Origin of the sequence: Streptomyces sp. NPDC059874, assembly GCF_042731135.1 — a bacterium.
Lineage (GTDB): Bacteria > Actinomycetota > Actinomycetes > Streptomycetales > Streptomycetaceae > Streptomyces.
Window position 1 is genome coordinate 144,417 of the sequence record NZ_JBHWJY010000002.1, and the last position, 14,590, is coordinate 159,006.

At 71.1% G+C, this 14,590-nt stretch carries 13 protein-coding genes; 5 read left to right on the forward strand and 8 right to left on the reverse strand.

What is annotated here, in order from left to right; genetic code table 11:
- The first annotated feature begins 9 nt into the window (after nucleotides 1-9).
- Nucleotides 10-1,242, forward strand: a complete 1,233-nt coding sequence (locus tag ACFV9H_RS01880) for a serine hydrolase (RefSeq protein ID WP_385391885.1) — start codon at nucleotides 10-12, stop codon at nucleotides 1,240-1,242.
- 32 nt (nucleotides 1,243-1,274) lie between these two features.
- On the opposite strand, the gene ACFV9H_RS01885 is transcribed toward ACFV9H_RS01880, so the two are convergent.
- A complete protein-coding gene (locus tag ACFV9H_RS01885) occupies nucleotides 1,275-2,066 on the reverse strand; it encodes a class I SAM-dependent methyltransferase (RefSeq protein ID WP_385391888.1) in 792 nt (263 codons plus the stop codon).
- An 87-nt stretch (nucleotides 2,067-2,153) separates the two neighbouring features.
- On the opposite strand from ACFV9H_RS01885, the gene ACFV9H_RS01890 reads away from it, so the two are divergent.
- Both ACFV9H_RS01890 and ACFV9H_RS01895 read left to right on the forward strand, forming a co-directional pair.
- Nucleotides 2,154-2,780 carry an L-threonylcarbamoyladenylate synthase gene (locus tag ACFV9H_RS01890; RefSeq protein WP_385391891.1) on the forward strand — a complete coding sequence of 209 codons (627 nt, stop codon included), beginning with the start codon at nucleotides 2,154-2,156 and terminating at the stop codon, nucleotides 2,778-2,780.
- Nucleotides 2,781-2,819: 39 nt separating this feature from the next.
- Entirely contained in the window at nucleotides 2,820-3,350 is a 531-nt protein-coding gene (locus ACFV9H_RS01895; RefSeq protein WP_385391893.1) for an isochorismatase family protein, read from the forward strand.
- A gap of 28 nt (nucleotides 3,351-3,378) precedes the next feature.
- Here the strand turns inward: ACFV9H_RS01895 and ACFV9H_RS01900 are convergent, their stop codons facing one another.
- Nucleotides 3,379-3,843, reverse strand: coding sequence for a hypothetical protein (locus ACFV9H_RS01900; RefSeq protein WP_385391895.1), 465 nt, complete (start codon nucleotides 3,841-3,843; stop codon nucleotides 3,379-3,381).
- Nucleotides 3,844-3,923: 80 nt separating this feature from the next.
- Nucleotides 3,924-4,820, reverse strand: a complete 897-nt coding sequence (locus tag ACFV9H_RS01905) for a sigma-70 family RNA polymerase sigma factor (protein ID WP_385391897.1) — start codon at nucleotides 4,818-4,820, stop codon at nucleotides 3,924-3,926.
- A gap of 160 nt (nucleotides 4,821-4,980) precedes the next feature.
- Here ACFV9H_RS01905 and ACFV9H_RS01910 point away from each other — a divergent pair, with 160 nt between their 5' ends.
- Entirely contained in the window at nucleotides 4,981-7,071 is a 2,091-nt protein-coding gene (locus tag ACFV9H_RS01910) for a SpoIIE family protein phosphatase (protein WP_385391900.1), read from the forward strand.
- Nucleotides 7,072-7,083: 12 nt separating this feature from the next.
- Here the strand turns inward: ACFV9H_RS01910 and ACFV9H_RS01915 are convergent, their stop codons facing one another.
- On the reverse strand, nucleotides 7,084-8,166 hold the full coding sequence (locus tag ACFV9H_RS01915; RefSeq protein WP_385391902.1) for a hypothetical protein: 1,083 nt from the start codon (nucleotides 8,164-8,166) through the stop codon (nucleotides 7,084-7,086).
- A complete protein-coding gene (locus tag ACFV9H_RS01920) occupies nucleotides 8,163-8,597 on the reverse strand; it encodes a MarR family winged helix-turn-helix transcriptional regulator (protein ID WP_385391905.1) in 435 nt (144 codons plus the stop codon). Before ACFV9H_RS01920 ends, ACFV9H_RS01915 begins: the two co-directional genes overlap by 4 nt.
- A 197-nt stretch (nucleotides 8,598-8,794) precedes the next feature.
- Between ACFV9H_RS01920 and ACFV9H_RS01925 the strand changes: the two genes are divergently transcribed.
- On the forward strand, nucleotides 8,795-9,436 hold the full coding sequence (locus ACFV9H_RS01925; protein WP_385392117.1) for a beta-glucanase: 642 nt from the start codon (nucleotides 8,795-8,797) through the stop codon (nucleotides 9,434-9,436).
- 21 nt (nucleotides 9,437-9,457) lie between these two features.
- Here ACFV9H_RS01925 and ACFV9H_RS01930 read toward each other — a convergent pair whose 3' ends face one another.
- The 3 genes from ACFV9H_RS01930 to ACFV9H_RS01940 form a co-directional block, all read right to left on the reverse strand.
- Nucleotides 9,458-10,159, reverse strand: coding sequence for a ribonuclease H (locus ACFV9H_RS01930; protein ID WP_385391907.1), 702 nt, complete (start codon nucleotides 10,157-10,159; stop codon nucleotides 9,458-9,460).
- 53 nt (nucleotides 10,160-10,212) lie between these two features.
- Nucleotides 10,213-13,200, reverse strand: a complete 2,988-nt coding sequence (locus ACFV9H_RS01935; protein ID WP_385391910.1) for a carbohydrate binding domain-containing protein — start codon at nucleotides 13,198-13,200, stop codon at nucleotides 10,213-10,215.
- A gap of 146 nt (nucleotides 13,201-13,346) precedes the next feature.
- Nucleotides 13,347-14,471, reverse strand: coding sequence for a serine hydrolase domain-containing protein (locus tag ACFV9H_RS01940; protein WP_385391912.1), 1,125 nt, complete (start codon nucleotides 14,469-14,471; stop codon nucleotides 13,347-13,349).
- Between the last annotated feature and the right edge of the window lie 119 nt (nucleotides 14,472-14,590).

Sequence of the window (14,590 nt, forward strand, 5' to 3'; positions counted from 1 at the left end):
AGGCACACCGTGAGGTCGACGCACACACGACTTCGCCGGGCCTGTGTGACGGCAGCCGCCGCGGGCCTGCTCGCCGTCCCGGTCACCACGGGATCCGCGTACGGAGCCCCCACACCCCCCGGTCCTTCCGTGACCGCCTCCCCCACGCCCACCGGCGACTCCGAGTTCCCGCAGCTCACCCCCGCCGTCGCGGCCCAACTGGACGCCGCGATACAGAAGGTGCTGCGGGAGACGCAGGTGCCGGGCGTCATCGTCGGCCTGTGGGCCCCCGGCAAGGGAAGCTACGTCAGGACCTTCGGCGTCGCGGACAAGACCACCGGCGCCCCCATGGAGACCGACTTCAACTTCCGCATCGGCAGCGAGACGAAGACGTTCACGGTCACCGCGCTGCTCGAACTGGTCGACCAGGGCAAGCTCGCGCTGGACGACCCGATCGGCAAGTACATCGAGGGCGTTCCGAACGGCGACCGCATCACCCTGCGCCTGCTGGCCGGCATGCGCAGCGGGCTGTTCAACTACAGCGAGGACCCGGACTTCGAGAAGCAGCTCACCACCAGCCCCGACAAGTACATCCCGCCACGGCAGTTGCTCGACTACTCCTTCAAGCACCCCGTGCAGTTCGCGCCCGGTGCGGAGTTCGACTACTCCAACACCAACCTGATCCTGCTCGGGCTCGTGGTGGAGAAGGTCGGAGGCAAGCCGCTCAACGAGTTCATCCGGCAGGAGGTGCTGGAGCCGGCCGGGCTGCGGCGCACGGTCTTCCCCGTCGACGCGAACTTCCCCGATCCCCACCCGCACGGCTACACCGACCAGTCAGCGACCGGGAAGGTCGTGGACGCGACCGACTGGAACCCCTCCTGGGCCTGGGCCGCGGGGGCGATGATCTCCGACATGACGGACCTGCGCAGCTGGGCTCGCACGCTCGCCACCGGCACCCTGCTGACGCCCGAGACCCAGGCCGAGCGGCTGAAGACCACCCCGATGGACATTCCCGGTGCCGGATACGGGCTGGGCATCTTCAACGTCCAGGGCTGGATCGGCCACAACGGCTCGCTGCCCGGATACGAGGTGCTGCCGGTCTACCTGCCGCAGGCGCAGGCGACGATGGTCGTCCTCCTCAACACCGACATCACGACCAAGGGTCAGGAGCCGAGCACCCTGTTCGGCGAGGCGATCACCAGCATCGTCACCCCCGACCACGTGTACCCCGGCCACAAGCCGACGGTGCCCAAGGCCGGTTGACCTCAGGCCGGTTGACCTCAGGCCGGTTGACCTCAGGCCGCCGACGCGGTGGTGACCACCAGGGGTGGCCTCCCCCGCTCGGCGGCCCACTCGCGGCCGCCCACGTGATCCGGGTCGGCGACCTCCAGGGCCTCCTCGACCGTGGGGCGCCGCTGGACGACGTCTCGGAACCGGGCGCTCGCCAGGAGGGCCGGGTACAGGTCGACCGGCCACGCGTGGTTGCGTACCTCCTGCCAGGATCCGTCCGTTCGCCGCAGACCCACGGTCAGTGGCTCGCCCGGCGCGTACACGGCGCCCGCGTCGCCGATCCGCAGGGAGGCGTACTCGGTGCCGGCGCACGCGGGGTCGGTGGTCAGCAGTACGAACGGGGCCCCGGGGCGCAGGAGTCGGCGGATCTCCGTGAACACCGCGAGCAGCGCCTCCTGGGTCGGCAGCGAGGCGAGCACGTGGTTGCACATCACCGCGTCCGCGCAGCCGTCCGCCAGGCCGGTCACCCGCCCGTCCTCGACCAGGTGGTACTCGGCCACCGCGGTCCCCGACGCGCGGGCCAGCTCCAGCATCTCCGGGGAGGTGTCGACGCCCACGACACGTGCGCCCAGTCGGCGGGCCGCCTCGGCGGCCACCTTGCCCGGTCCGCACCCGTAGTCCACGAGGACGTCGCCGGGGGCGAGCCGGCGGGAGAGGGCCTGGAAGACGAACGGATATCCGAGCAGCCAGTCCGTGGCCGCCTCCACGGCCGCGAAGGCGCGTGCCCCCGCAGGCCCCGACCAGTCGGTTCCCGGTGCCGCGCCGTCCTGTCCCGGTCCCTGCGAGGAGTCGCTCACAGGGCCCACTATCGACCCGCCGCCGCGGCCGCGCGCGGTACGACACGACGTGTCGGGCGTGGGGGACGGATCACGTAGTCTCGGCGGATGGCGAAGTATTTCGACGTGCACCCTGAGAATCCTCAGCAGCGCACCATCAGCAACGTGGTAGACAGCATCCGCTCCGGCGCGCTCATCGCGTACCCGACGGACTCCTGTTTCGCTCTGGGATGCCGGCTCGGCAACCGCGAGGGCGTGTCCCGGATCCGTTCGATCCGCAACCTCGACGACAAGCACCACTTCACCTTGGTGTGCCAGAACTTCGCTCAGCTGGGCCAGTTCGTACAGATCGACAACGACGTGTTCCGCGCGATCAAGGCGGCGACGCCCGGCCCCTACACCTTCATCCTCCCGGCCACGTCGGAGGTGCCGCGTCAGCTGCTGCACCCGAAGAAGAAGACCGTCGGGGTCCGCATCCCCGATCACGGCGTCACGCAGGCCCTGCTCGTGGAGCTCGGCGAGCCGCTGCTGTCCAGCACCCTGCTGCTGCCCGACGAGGACGAGCCGATGACGCAGGGCTGGGAGATCAAGGAGCGGCTCGACCACGTGGTGGACGCGGTGGTCGACTCGGGTGACTGCGGCACCAGGCCGACCACGGTCATCGACTTCTCCAGCGGCGAGGCCGAGATCGTACGCCGAGGGGCGGGCGACACGGCCCGGTTCGAGGCCGAATAATCGCTCCGGCCGCGCGGTGGCGCTGTTTGTGATCACCGCGTGACGCAGACCTCGACCAGCACCGCCCTGGTCCTCGTGGACCTCATGCCGCGCATCATCGCCCTTCCGGTGGCTCCGCATTCCGGCGAGGAGGTCGCGGCCCGGTGTGCGCGGCCGGCCGAGGCGTTCCGCGCCGCGGGGCGACCTGTGGTCCTGGTGCGCGTCGAGCGGCCGAACGTGGCCGAGCAGCCGCCCGGCAGCGGTCTGGTGGAGGGCCTCGCACGCGCCGGGGACATCGAGATCGTCAAGCGGACGGTCGGCACCTTCCACGGCACGGGCCTGGACGAGAGGCTCCGGGAGCGCGGCGTCGACCGACTGGTGCCGGCCGGCTTGGTGACGACGATGGGAGTCGAGTCCACCGCTCGCGCGGCGAGCGACCACGGCTACGAGGTCGAGTTCGTCGAGGACGCCATGTCCGCATTCGCGGCGGACGAAGGCGAGTTCGCGGTGCGCAGGATCTTCCCCCGGTTCGGCGAGGTGCGGGACACGGCCTCGTACACCGGTGGGGGCGACGGCGGGCGAGCCGCCTGACTCGGCCGCCCGCTCGCCCCCTGCCTCGCTACAGCGGCGTGCCGGACTTGTTCGCACGTTCCACCGCGGCCAGCCCCTCGGGCGTCCAGCCGCCGTCACGCGCGATGTAGCCCGCGTCGAGCCAGCGCTTGAACTGCTGGAGGGCGATGACCGCGTCGTCCGCGTACTCGATCTTGTTCGGGTTGAACCAGCCTGCCTTCCGGAGCCGGACCAGTTCGTTGCTCGCCGCGACCGGGTCCTCGGTGAGCGTGACCTGCGGCCTGTCACCCGTGGGGGTGGCCGCCGTGGGGGTGGCCGCCGTGGGGGGCGGAGCCGAGGGGGTGGCCGGGGCCGGGGAGGTGGCCGGGGAGGTGGCGGCGGACGGCGTGCCGAGGCCGGGAGCGGCGGGCTGGGCGCCCTCGCCGTTCTTCCCGCACGCTGCCATGGCGAGGGCGCCGAGGCCTACGGCCGCGGTGACGAGCACCGCCTTGAGCTTCAGGTTACGCATCGTCATGTCTTCCCCTGATGGGTACGGATGGCCGGCGCCGAACGGAACGGCACTGAACGGAACGGACCTTACTGTCTGCGCTCCCGTCAGCCGTCCAGGACGCTCAGGTCGATGTGCGCCAGGCGCTCCGGATCGGTGAGGATGTCCAGCGCGGTGATCCTGCCGCCACGGATGCTGAACGCCATGACCGACAGCGGGCTGCCGTCCTGCGAGAACGAGACGACACCGGGCGTGGCGTTGACGAGTGCAGGGCGCGCGACCTCCGCGAACCGGGCGAACATGATCGCCTGCGAGGCGACTTCGGCCGCGCCGTGGCGGAGCAGGCCGGGGCGCAGCGTGCCGCCGTCGGAGCGGGCCACGACTTCGGGGTCGAGGATCGCGACGAGGGCGTCGAAGTCCCCGCCGCGCGAGGCCGCCAGGAAGGCCTCGACGATCTGCCGCCGTTCGTTCAGGTCGGCGTCCGGCGCGGGCGCCGCGCCCTGGACGCGGCGGCGGGCTCGGCTGGCGAGCTGCCGGGTGGTGGCGGCCGTACGTCCGAGGACGGGCGCGATCTCGTCGAAGGGCACGGCGAACATGTCGTGCAGGACGAAGGCGAGGCGCTCGGCGGGGCCGAGGGTGTCGAGGACGACGAGCAGGGCGATGCCGACCGAGTCGGCCAACAGGATCTCCTGTTCGGGGTCGAGGCCGTCCGCGTTGGCGACGATCGGATCCGGGAGGCGGATCTGCCCGTCCTGGTCGTGCAGCGGGTCCTCGCGCCGGGTGCTGCGCGTGCGCAACATGTCCAGGCAGACCCGGCCGACGACCGTGGTCAACCAGCCGCCCAGGTTCTCCACTGCCGCGACGTCGGAGCGGCTCAGCTTGAGCCAGGCCTCCTGTACGGCGTCGTCCGCCTCGCTGAGTGAACCCAGCATCCGGTAGGCCACCGCTCGCAGATGTGAGCGCTGCTCTTCGAAGCGCCGCGCCAGAAGTTCCGTCTCGCTCATGGGTCACATCCCCCGTACAACCATGTGATCACTGCCGTGGTGGACCCTAACCCGTCCGGCGCGGCGGTCCGAGGTCGCGGGGCGATGCGCGGGGTCGCAGCATGGAAGGAGGCCCGGGCCCGTCCGGGCTGCCCGGCATGTGCGGGTGAGGAGGCCGCTGATGGCCGCTGACCAGTCCCTTCCGTCGACCCCGGACTCCGGGGCGGGGGAAGTGGCGCTCGCGGCCGGCGGCCTGCTCGACGTGCTCGGCGTGGCGGCGGTGGTTCTGGACGGTGAGGGACGGATCACGCTGTGGAGCCCGCAAGCCGAACATTTGTTCGGCTACACGGCGAAGGAGGCCTGGGGTCAGTACGCCGCGCAGCTGCTGGTCGAGGAGCGGCACCGGGACGTGGTGCTGGGTCTTTTCGGCCAGGTGATGGCCGGCGACGGTGCGTGGGCCGGGGCCTTCCCCGTCCGGCGGCGGGACGGGTCGACGGTCCTGGTGGAGTTCCGCAACATGCGGCTGGAGGCGGACAGCGGCAGTGCCTTCGCGCTGGGCCTCGCCTCCGACCGGGCCACGCTGCGCCGGGTCGAGCGGGATCTGGCGCTCTCGCTGCGACTGGTCGACCAGTCGCCGATCGGGCTGGCGGTCCTGGACACGGACCTGCGGTACGTGCTGGTCAACCCCGCCCTGGAACGCATCAACGGGGTGCCGGCCGCCCAGCACCTGGGGCGGCGGATCACCGAGGTCCTGCCGTTCCTGGACGGGGCGAGCATCGAGGCACGGATGCGCGAGGTCATGGAGAGCGGCGTACCCCTGCTCGACGATTTCACCACCGGGCGGATCTCCCCGGAAGCGGAGAGTGATCACGCCTGGTTGTCCTCGGTGTACCGGCTGGAGGACCAGGCGTCCCACGTGATCGGGGTGGCCGTGTCGGTCGTGGACGTGACGGAGCAGCACCTGGCGGCCGTGTCGGCCGCCCATGCCCGCCGCCGCCTGTCCTTGATCGCGGACGCGTCGGTCCGTATCGGCACCACCCTCGACCTGGACGTCACCGCCCGGGAGCTCGCGGACGTGGCGGTCCCCGAGGTCGCCGACATCGCCGCCGTGGACGTCCTCGACACCGTCCTCGCGGGTCCCCGGCCCGGCGAGGGCGCGGACGGCGAGGCCGTGCGGTTCCGGGCGCTGGCGGTGAAATCGGCGTACCGCACCCCGGCGGAGGAGGCAGCCGATCCGGTCGGGGACGTGGCGCTGTACGGTCCCACCCGGCTGGTGTCGCGCTGTGCGAGCACCGGCCGTCCGGTGCTGCTCCCGCACGTACGGCCGGAGGACCTGCCGCGCATCGCGCGTGATGAGGGCGCTGCGCGGCTCCTGGCCGAGGCGGGGGTCCACTCCTACCTGGCGGTGCCGCTCATCGCGCGCGGCCAGGTGCTCGGCGCCCTGGACCTCAAACGCGCCCGCAATCCCGAGCCGTTCGGCCCGGACGACGTGTTGCTGGCCTCGGAACTCGCCGCGCGCGCCGCCGTTTCCGTGGACAACGCCCGCTGGTACCAGCATCAGCGCCACACCGCGCTCGCACTCCAGCGCCACCTCCTGCCGCAGCACCCCCCTACGGCCGTCGGGTTGGACATCGCCTACCGCTACCAGCCGGCCGGCGCGGCGGACGAGACCGGCGGCGACTGGTTCGACGTCGTCCCGCTCGCCGCGGAGCGCACCGCGCTGGTCGTCGGGGACGTGATGGGCAGCGGCATCAACGCCGCCGCCACCATGGGCCAGTTGCGCACGGCCGCCCGGACCCTGGCGCGGCTCGGGCTGGAGCCGGCCACCGTACTGAGCCACCTCGACGAGGCCGCCGCCGACCTGGGCGAGGCCATGGCCACCTGCATCTACGCCGTCTACGATCCGCACACCCGGCTGTGCCACATCTCCACCGCCGGGCACCTGCCGCCGATCCACCTCCGGTCGGGGCGGCAGCCGCAGCTCGTGGGGCTGGCGACGGCGGTGCCGCTGGGCGTGGGCGGCATCCCGTTCAGCACCACCACCATCGAGTTGGGCCCCGGCGACGAACTCGTCCTGTACACGGACGGGCTCGTCGAGACCCGCGATCAGGACATCGACGCCCGCATCCAGACCCTGACGGATCTCCTCGCGGGCCCCCACCGCCCGATCGAGGAGACCTGCGACCTCCTCCTCGCGGCCCTGCGCCGCCCGGACACCCACGACGACGTGGCTCTGCTCATCGCCCGCACGCACGGGGCGGAGGGCGCGTGAGAACGGACCGGCCTACCCGGTGGTCCTCGGGTGGTAGGCGAGCTGACGCTCGACGGGAGCGGAGGCGAAGTCTCCCGATCCGTTGACCACGTCGCCCGTCCCGAGTCGGGTTCCCCGGGCGAGGCCGAAGCCCTTGAGGACCGCTCCTCGGGCATCCGGGTCGGGTCCCTGGAAGTCGTCGCCCGCGGCGAGGTGGACGCCCTGGGCCGCCACGGCTCCGATGATCTGGGAGCCCGTGCCGAGCGTGGTGGAACCGACGACCTCGGCTCCGTTGAGGACGCGCACCCGGTCTCCGACGCTCAGTTCGATACCGGGCCGGTTGGCCTTGAACTGCACTCCACCCGGCCCGAAGGTGCACCCGTCGCCGATCCGGATCCGGCCGCCGGCCTCCGCGATGAGGATGGTGGACGGGTAGAAGGTGTTGTCGCGTCCGATGACGCACTCGCCGCCGTCGCAGCGCACGACGACCCCGGGGTAGAAGGTGTTGCCCGGCCCGATCTCGGCGGCCTTCGCTATCAGGGTCGACCCGAGGTCGAAGACGGTGTTGGTCCGGGCGAGCTCCGCCATCTCGGCGAGCGTGCGGAATCCGTGGTTTCGGCGGTGGACGTCGACCAGGTCCGCGCCGTCTCCCGCGGCATGCCAGGGGAAGGGCCCCAGGTCGGGCTCGGTCCACTCGGTCTTGGCCCGGGGTGTGGCCAGTGTCCCGGGGCGGTAGAAGCGGTCCAGCAGGTGCTTGTCGAGGAGGTCGGGGTGACCCTCCGCGAAGGCGGTGAAGGCTTTGAAGTCGGCGGCGTCGATGGAGTCGTCCGCGCCGCTCCGGTGGGTGTGGTGCGCGACCAGTTCCACCCAGGCCCGGGTGACGGTGGCGTGGTACTTCTCCGGCACACCCGCCTCGCGGGCCGTGCGCCGGATGCCCTCGTCGAGCAGGCGCAGCGCCTCGGGCATGCCGAAGCGTCGTACCGCGAGCCAGGTGAGGTGGACGTGTTCGCGGTGGCCGAAGCGTCCGGCCGACGCGGTCACCTCGGCCATCAGCGTGTCGAACGGGGCGGTCTCGGGATCGGGCGTCTCGGGTGTCTCGGGCGTCTCGGCGATCATGCGGACACCTCCGTCAGGGCCTGTAGGGCGGCGCGCAGGCCGACGAGCGCCTCGGGCGGCAGGGCGTCCAGTGCGCGGTGTTCCAGGGCCGTGATGGTCTCCCGGATGGTGGTGGCGGCGGCCCGCCCGGAGGGGGTGAGCTCGATGAGCACGGCGCGGCGGTCCCCCGGGCGGGTGCCGCGGGTGATGTGACCGCGCCGTTCCAGACGGTCGAGGATGCTGGTCAGCGTGGTGGGGCGGGTGCCGACGGCCGCGCCGAGTTCGGATACGGTCCGGCCTCGGCCGTCCGCCAGGTTGGCCAGCGCGTTGATCTCGGACGCGGTCAGGTCGAGGTCGACGAGCTCCGCGGCGAGCACCTGCAGGGTGGCGTGGGTGGCCCTCTGCAGGGCGAGGAGGGCCGACCAGGCGGATGGCACGAATTCGGAATGCATAATTTCGGACTATACGATTTCGTACCATCTGCTGCAAGCGAGCATCGGTGCGCCGGTATGTGCTCCCGCGCGAGCGGGGCATGACACAGGGGCATGACACAGGCGTCAACAGCGGGGAAAGGAACGCCTTGGCCACTCAGCTTCTCGCTCGGCTCGTCCGACAGCTCGGTGGACGCACCGGCAGGGGTCGTGGCGCCGTGGTGTTCACCGCCGACTTCGCCTCACCCACCCAGTGGGTCGCCGGCCGCTCCTGGGCCTATCCGGACGGAGGGCCCACCAACCCCGGGGACAACAAGCTCGACCACTTGGTGGAGGACCCCTCCTACAGTCGGACCGGCACCTTCCTCGCCACCCGCCGGACGGACGGCGACTGGGACACCGGCCTGCTGACCACCGAGGGCAGCGACGAAGGGTTCATGGTCCGGGCCGGGGACGTACTGGAGACCCGGGTGCGGCTCCCCACCGAGGTCGGGGCCTGGCCGGCGGTCTGGACCTGGCGGGACGGCGGCAACGAGGTCGACGTCTTCGAGTACCACCCGGACAACCCCGACCTGCTGGAACTCTCCAACCACGTCAGAGGGGGACAGCGCTACCACCGGGACCCCTCCGTCACCCCCGGTGGCTGGGTGGACCTGGAGGTCGAGTTCGGGGCGCGCTCAGTGGTGTGGTGGGTCGACGGAACTCGGGTCTTCGCCGACCGCCGGGGCGTGGGGCGGGGCTGGCGGGCGTACCTGATCGTCAACCTGTCCGTGTGCGCCGGGCGTTACCACCCGGCGCCCGACGCGGACGTGTCGCGGATGTCCTTCGAGGTGGCGCACCTGCGCGTCCGCCGGCTGTAGCGGACACGGCCTCGGGAAGGGCTACGGGGCCTCGGACGCGGCGGTGGCGCAGGCCTCGTGGCCCCAGCGGCTGCCGTTCTTGGCGATCATGTCGCCGGCGGCGTAGGGCTTCCCACAGGGGCAGCTGCCGGGGAACTTGGCCTTGATGGCCCGGGACGCGCGACCCGTCGTCGCGCCTTCGGACGTACGCTTCTTCGGCGCGGCGGCCTTGCGGCGCGCGGGTGCGACCGGCGCGGGGACCGGCATGTCCGCGTGCCCGAGGGCAGTGCCGGCGGCCTGCTGCGTCAGCGCCGCGTCGCTGGCGGCCTGGTCGGCGATCGCGTTCAGGTGGTCGCCGTCCTCGCGGTGGGCGGGCACGTAGAGGAACGTCACATCGCGGTCGGCCAGCAGTTCGTCGATGCGCTCGACCAGTTCCCGGTTGGCCACGGGTTGGCCCGAGGAGGTCTTCCAGCCGTTGCGCTTCCAGCCCGGGAGCCACTGCGTCACGGCCTTCATCGCGTACTGCGAGTCCATCCGCACCTGCATCGACGTCCCGGGAGCGACCGCCTCCAGCACGCGCTGGAGGGCGGTCAGCTCCCCGATGTTGTTGGTGGCCCGGCCCAGCGGGCCGGCCTCCCAGCGCTCGGGACGGCCCTGGGGGTCGGCGATGACCCATCCCCATCCGGCGGGGCCGGGATTACCTTTCGCCGCTCCGTCACAGGCGGCAATGATGCGTTCGGACATCCCCCGATCATGCCCCATCCGGACGGGTCGTGGCTTTCCCGTCCGGGTGGGGCCTACTTCAGGTACGGCCCGGCGTCGCCGATCCGGCCGGGGCCGTTCAGGACGTAGACCCGCAGGTTGCCCTTGCCGGGGGCGGCCACGGTGAGGTTGCCGTCGGTGACGACGCGGGTGTCTCCGGTGACGGCGTCCCGGTAGGTGCCGTTCGGGATGCCCGTGTACGTCGCTCCACCGGTGACGGTGACCAGCGCGAAGCTGTCCGTGCCGCCGCTCGTGTAGCGGCGCTTGAAGGCCATCTGTCCCGAGATGCCCTGGGTCGAGTACTGGCCCATCTGCAGGGCGGGCACGGCTCGGCGGATCGCGTTCAGGCGCTGGAGGTGCCGGACGAGCGGCATGGCGAGGGTGTCGGCGACCTGTCCGGTGGCCGAGTCGGCCTTGCCGAACTCCGAAGCCCGTACGTCCCCGGCGAGGTGGTCCCCGTAGTAGGCGCGGCCGGTGCTCGCCAGGGGGCAGGTGGGCCCGCAGTCGATCTTCTTGCCCTTCTGGAACTCGATCTCCGATCCGTAATAGAGGGTGGGGATGCCGCGGAAGGTCCACATCAGGGACATGTTCTCGGCCCAGGCGTCGGTGCCGCCCGCGTAGCGTTCGGAGCTCTTGTTGGGCCCGAAGTCATGGCTGTCGACGTAGACGACGTTGTACGTGGCGTCGTTGGTGGAGTCGTCGGAGTCCTTGCCGTTGGCGAAGGCGTTGGACGCGTCGCCGAAGTTCATGTGCATCCGCATGTCGATGACGTTCATGCCGGAGAACCTGCTGTGGTCGGGCGCGTGGTAGCTGTTGCCGTCGAGGAAGGCGTTCGTCGAGGTCGGCTGATCGGCCACGCCCGCGCCGTTCTCGTACGCGTACATCTCCAGGGCGGCCGTCGCGTCGTCCGCGCTGTACTCCTTGCGCTCCTTCCACGTGAAGAACTGCGCGGAGTGGTTGACGGAGCCGCGGTTCCACTTGTCGTTGACGAAGGCCCCCACCTCGCCGAAGACCAGGAAGTTCTTCGCGGCCTCGGCGCCGAAGCGCCGGGTGACGCGTTCCTGGATGGCGGGCAGGAAGCGACGGTTCCAGGTGGTGCGCGGAACGTGCACGGCGGTGTCCACACGGAAGCCGTCGACGCCCATGTCGATGTATTTGTCGTAGGCGCCGATGAGGTGGTTCTGGACGGCCGCCGACTCGGTGTTGAAGTCCGCGAGGTCCTCGTGCAGCCAGCAGGAGCGCGAGTCCTCGCCCTCCCAGTTCCCGATCCAGCAGGTGTGGAAGTACTGCTTGGGGAACATGCCGGAAGTGGGGCTCGGCCACTGGCAGTTGTAGATGCGGTAGCCCTCGGGCGAGGTGTACTGGGTGGCCTTGCCCCAGTCGACGCAGGTGTTGCCGGACGGCTGTTGCGTGGACCAGAGGTCGCCGTTGTAGTACGACTTGCCGCTCTTCGGGTCGACGGTCAGGCCGTCGTACTCGAAGCCCTCGTTCTTCTCGTCGTAGTACCAGGACCAGCTCGCGTCCCGGACGCCGAAGACGGTCGGAGTGAACAGGCCCTTGGCGCCCCAGCGCGAGGAGTGGTTGTAGACGACGTCCTGGTAGATCTTCATGCCCTTGGCGTGGGCGGCGTTGATCAGGTCCTGGTAGGAGGCGCCGGCGGACTCCAGGCGGGGGTCGACCTTGTAGAAGTCGTAGCCGTGGTAACCGTGGTAGTCGTAGTCGGACCGGTTGAGGACGACCGGGGTGATCCAGACGGCGGACATGCCGAGGCTCTTGATGTAGTCGAGCTTCTCGACCAGGCCTTTGAAGTCGCCGCGGAACATGGGGTCGTTGTTCGCGGCGTTGCCCGATTTCACGTGCTGACCGCCACCCCGGTTGTTGCTCGCGTCGCCGTCGTTGAAGCGGGCGGTGAGCACGAAGTAGATGGGGTCCTTGCGGGGATCGGTACCCAGCGGGGTGCCGGCGGGCGCGGCCGGCGGTTCGACGCCGGTGGTCGCGGTGGCCGGGGCCGAGGCGGCGGAGGTGTTTCCGGCGGCGTCCACCGCCTTGACGGTGTAGGAGTAGGCGGTGTTCGCCTCCAGGTTCGGTTCGCTCAGCACCGTGGAGGTCACGTCGGTGACGACGGTTCCCTTGGTGCCTCCGGTGCGGGTGACCTGGTACTTGGTGACGGCCTTGTCGTCGGTGGAGGGCACCCAGGTCAGGACGACGGCCACACCGTCGGCTTTGGCGGTGACCTGGGTGGGGGCGGTCGGCGCCGTGGTGTCGGGGGGCTCGGCGGCGCAGGGGTCGGCGGCGTTCGGGACGAGCGCGCGGTCCTTGAGGGTGCTCCGGCCGGTGGGGATCGTGTAGTCGGCGCCGTTGTTGTTGTCCCAGACGCCGTTGCCGTTGTTGAAGGCGGCCCGCAGCGTCGTGGCGGCGCCGAGGTCGACCGTCTTCTTGACCCAGCCCGTGCAGGCGGGCTCCATGCCCACGCCGGGGACGGTCGTCCAGGCGCCGCCGTCGGGCTTGTAGTGCAGGTTCGTCGTGGTCCAACCGACGGTCGCGGTCGAGTAGTAGACGGATGCGGTGTTCGTGCCGGTCCCGGTGCCGCTGCCCGCGCACGGGTCGCTGTGGGCCACGACTCCGTCCTTGACGGTGATGACCCCGGTGCCGAGGGCGTAATTGCGGCCCGCGTTGTTGTCCCAGACGCCGTTGCCGTTGTTGAAGGTGGCCTGGAGCCCGGCCGCGGTCCCCAGGGGGACGGTCTTCTTGACCCAGTCGGCGCAGGCGGCCTCCATCGGCACGCCGGGTACGGAGGTCCAGGACCCGCCGTCCGGCGCGAAGTGGAGGTTGTGGGCGGACCAGTTCTTGGTCTTCGTGTAGTAGAAGACGGTGGCCGAGGTCTCGGTGGTCTCGGCGTGCGCCGCGGCGGCGCCGGCGCCGGGGAGTGCCGTGAGGAGGCCGAGCAGTCCGGTCGCGGCGGTGGCCGCCGCGAGGGCCCGTCTCATCGGCCTGGTGGGGGTGCGGTGGGGGGTGCGCTGCATTCGAGTCTCCAGGGCTTTCCGCCCGGCCCCTGACACGCCTCAAGGGCCGGGCGGACGGGGATGGTTGGAGTGAAAAGCCAGCCGGAATTTTTCTGCAAGTTCTTGCGGCATGGAAGTTACCGGCGCATGACAACCCCGTAAAGGGCTCAGGAGAGAGCGGATCGGATCTCGTCCGCCACGAGGCGGGCCGTGGCGGCCGCCGTGCCCGCGACCAGGCGGGTCCGGGTGAACCCGAACGACAGGCCGCGCTCGCGGTCGGCGAAGGCGATGCTGCCGCCGCTGCCGTGATGACCGAAGGCGGCGAGCTCGCCGGCCATCTCGGGCAGGCCGAGGAAATAGCCCAGCCCCTTGGAGTACCGACCCAGGAGCATCCGGTCCTTGCCGTCGACCGCGACCTCCGTGGCGAGCGCCACCCGCTCCGGGGACAGCAGCCGCACTCCGTCCACCTCGCCGAGCAGCGCCGCGTACATCCGGGCGGCGGCGCGTGCGGTGGTGGTACCGCAGGCCGGCAGATCGGAGAGGAGGTACGCGCGGCGGTTGGCGAGTTCGGCCGTGGTCCACACCTCGCGGTTCGGGACGACGAGGCGCCTGAACGGCGCGTCGGGCGGGAGGGTCTCCAGCCAGGCCGCCCAGCTCCCCTCCACGAGGGGCGCCACACGCGCGAGTTCGCCCTCGGGGAGGCCGAAGTAGAGCTCGTCGCTCACTCCGAGGGGTTCACTGATGTACGTGCGCAGGGCCTCGGCCGGGGTCAGGCCGGTGATCCGGCGCACGGTCTCGCCGAGGATCCAGCCGAAGGTCCAACCGTGGTACCCGCTCGCGGAACCCGGCTCCCACAGCGGCCGCGCCGCCGCGACGACGGCGCACATGGCGTCCCAGTCGCACAGCTCGGCCGCGGTGACGGTGGGAGGCAGCTGCGGGATGCCGAGGGTGTGCGTCAGGGCGTGGCGTACGGTGGCCCGCGCCTTGCCGTGCGACCCGAACTCCGGCCAGTAGTGGGCGATCGGGGTGTCGTAGTCGATCAGTCCGCGCTCGGCGAGGACGTGTACGAGGGTCGAGGTGAAGCCCTTGCCGGTCGAGAAGCTGTGGATCGGCGTGTCGGGACCGAGGCGGCGACTCGCGCTCCGGTCGGCCCAGCCCGCGTGGGCGTCGACGACGAGCTCGCCGTCGAGATAGGCCGCGACCTGGAGGCCGCTCTCCGCTCCGGATTCCACGAGGCCCGCGAGGATGTCGTCGATTCGCGCCTGTACGTCCGCGTTCGCCCTGTGATGCACCTACGCATCATGGCACCAGGGCCGTGGGGCGGTCGCCGCACCCCCCAGGTGTGGGGTGCGACACCCCCCTAAACGCCACGGCGGGGTAAAGGATAAGACCCCGGCGAAGACCGGCGGCG

Bases quoted from the DNA above. Each gene is read 5' to 3' on its own strand.
- ACFV9H_RS01930 (WP_385391907.1), bottom strand. From the start codon at position 10,159: ATGTCCGAACGCATCATTGCCGCCTGTGACGGAGCGGCGAAAGGTAAT.
- ACFV9H_RS01920 (WP_385391905.1), bottom strand. From the start codon at position 8,597: ATGCATTCCGAATTCGTGCCATCCGCCTGGTCGGCCCTCCTCGCCCTG.
- ACFV9H_RS01900 (WP_385391895.1), bottom strand. From the start codon at position 3,843: ATGACGATGCGTAACCTGAAGCTCAAGGCGGTGCTCGTCACCGCGGCC.
- ACFV9H_RS01890 (WP_385391891.1), top strand. From the start codon at position 2,154: ATGGCGAAGTATTTCGACGTGCACCCTGAGAATCCTCAGCAGCGCACC.
- ACFV9H_RS01915 (WP_385391902.1), bottom strand. From the start codon at position 8,166: ATGATCGCCGAGACGCCCGAGACACCCGAGACGCCCGATCCCGAGACC.
- ACFV9H_RS01910 (WP_385391900.1), top strand. From the start codon at position 4,981: ATGGCCGCTGACCAGTCCCTTCCGTCGACCCCGGACTCCGGGGCGGGG.
- ACFV9H_RS01935 (WP_385391910.1), bottom strand. From the start codon at position 13,200: ATGCAGCGCACCCCCCACCGCACCCCCACCAGGCCGATGAGACGGGCC.
- ACFV9H_RS01905 (WP_385391897.1), bottom strand. From the start codon at position 4,820: ATGAGCGAGACGGAACTTCTGGCGCGGCGCTTCGAAGAGCAGCGCTCA.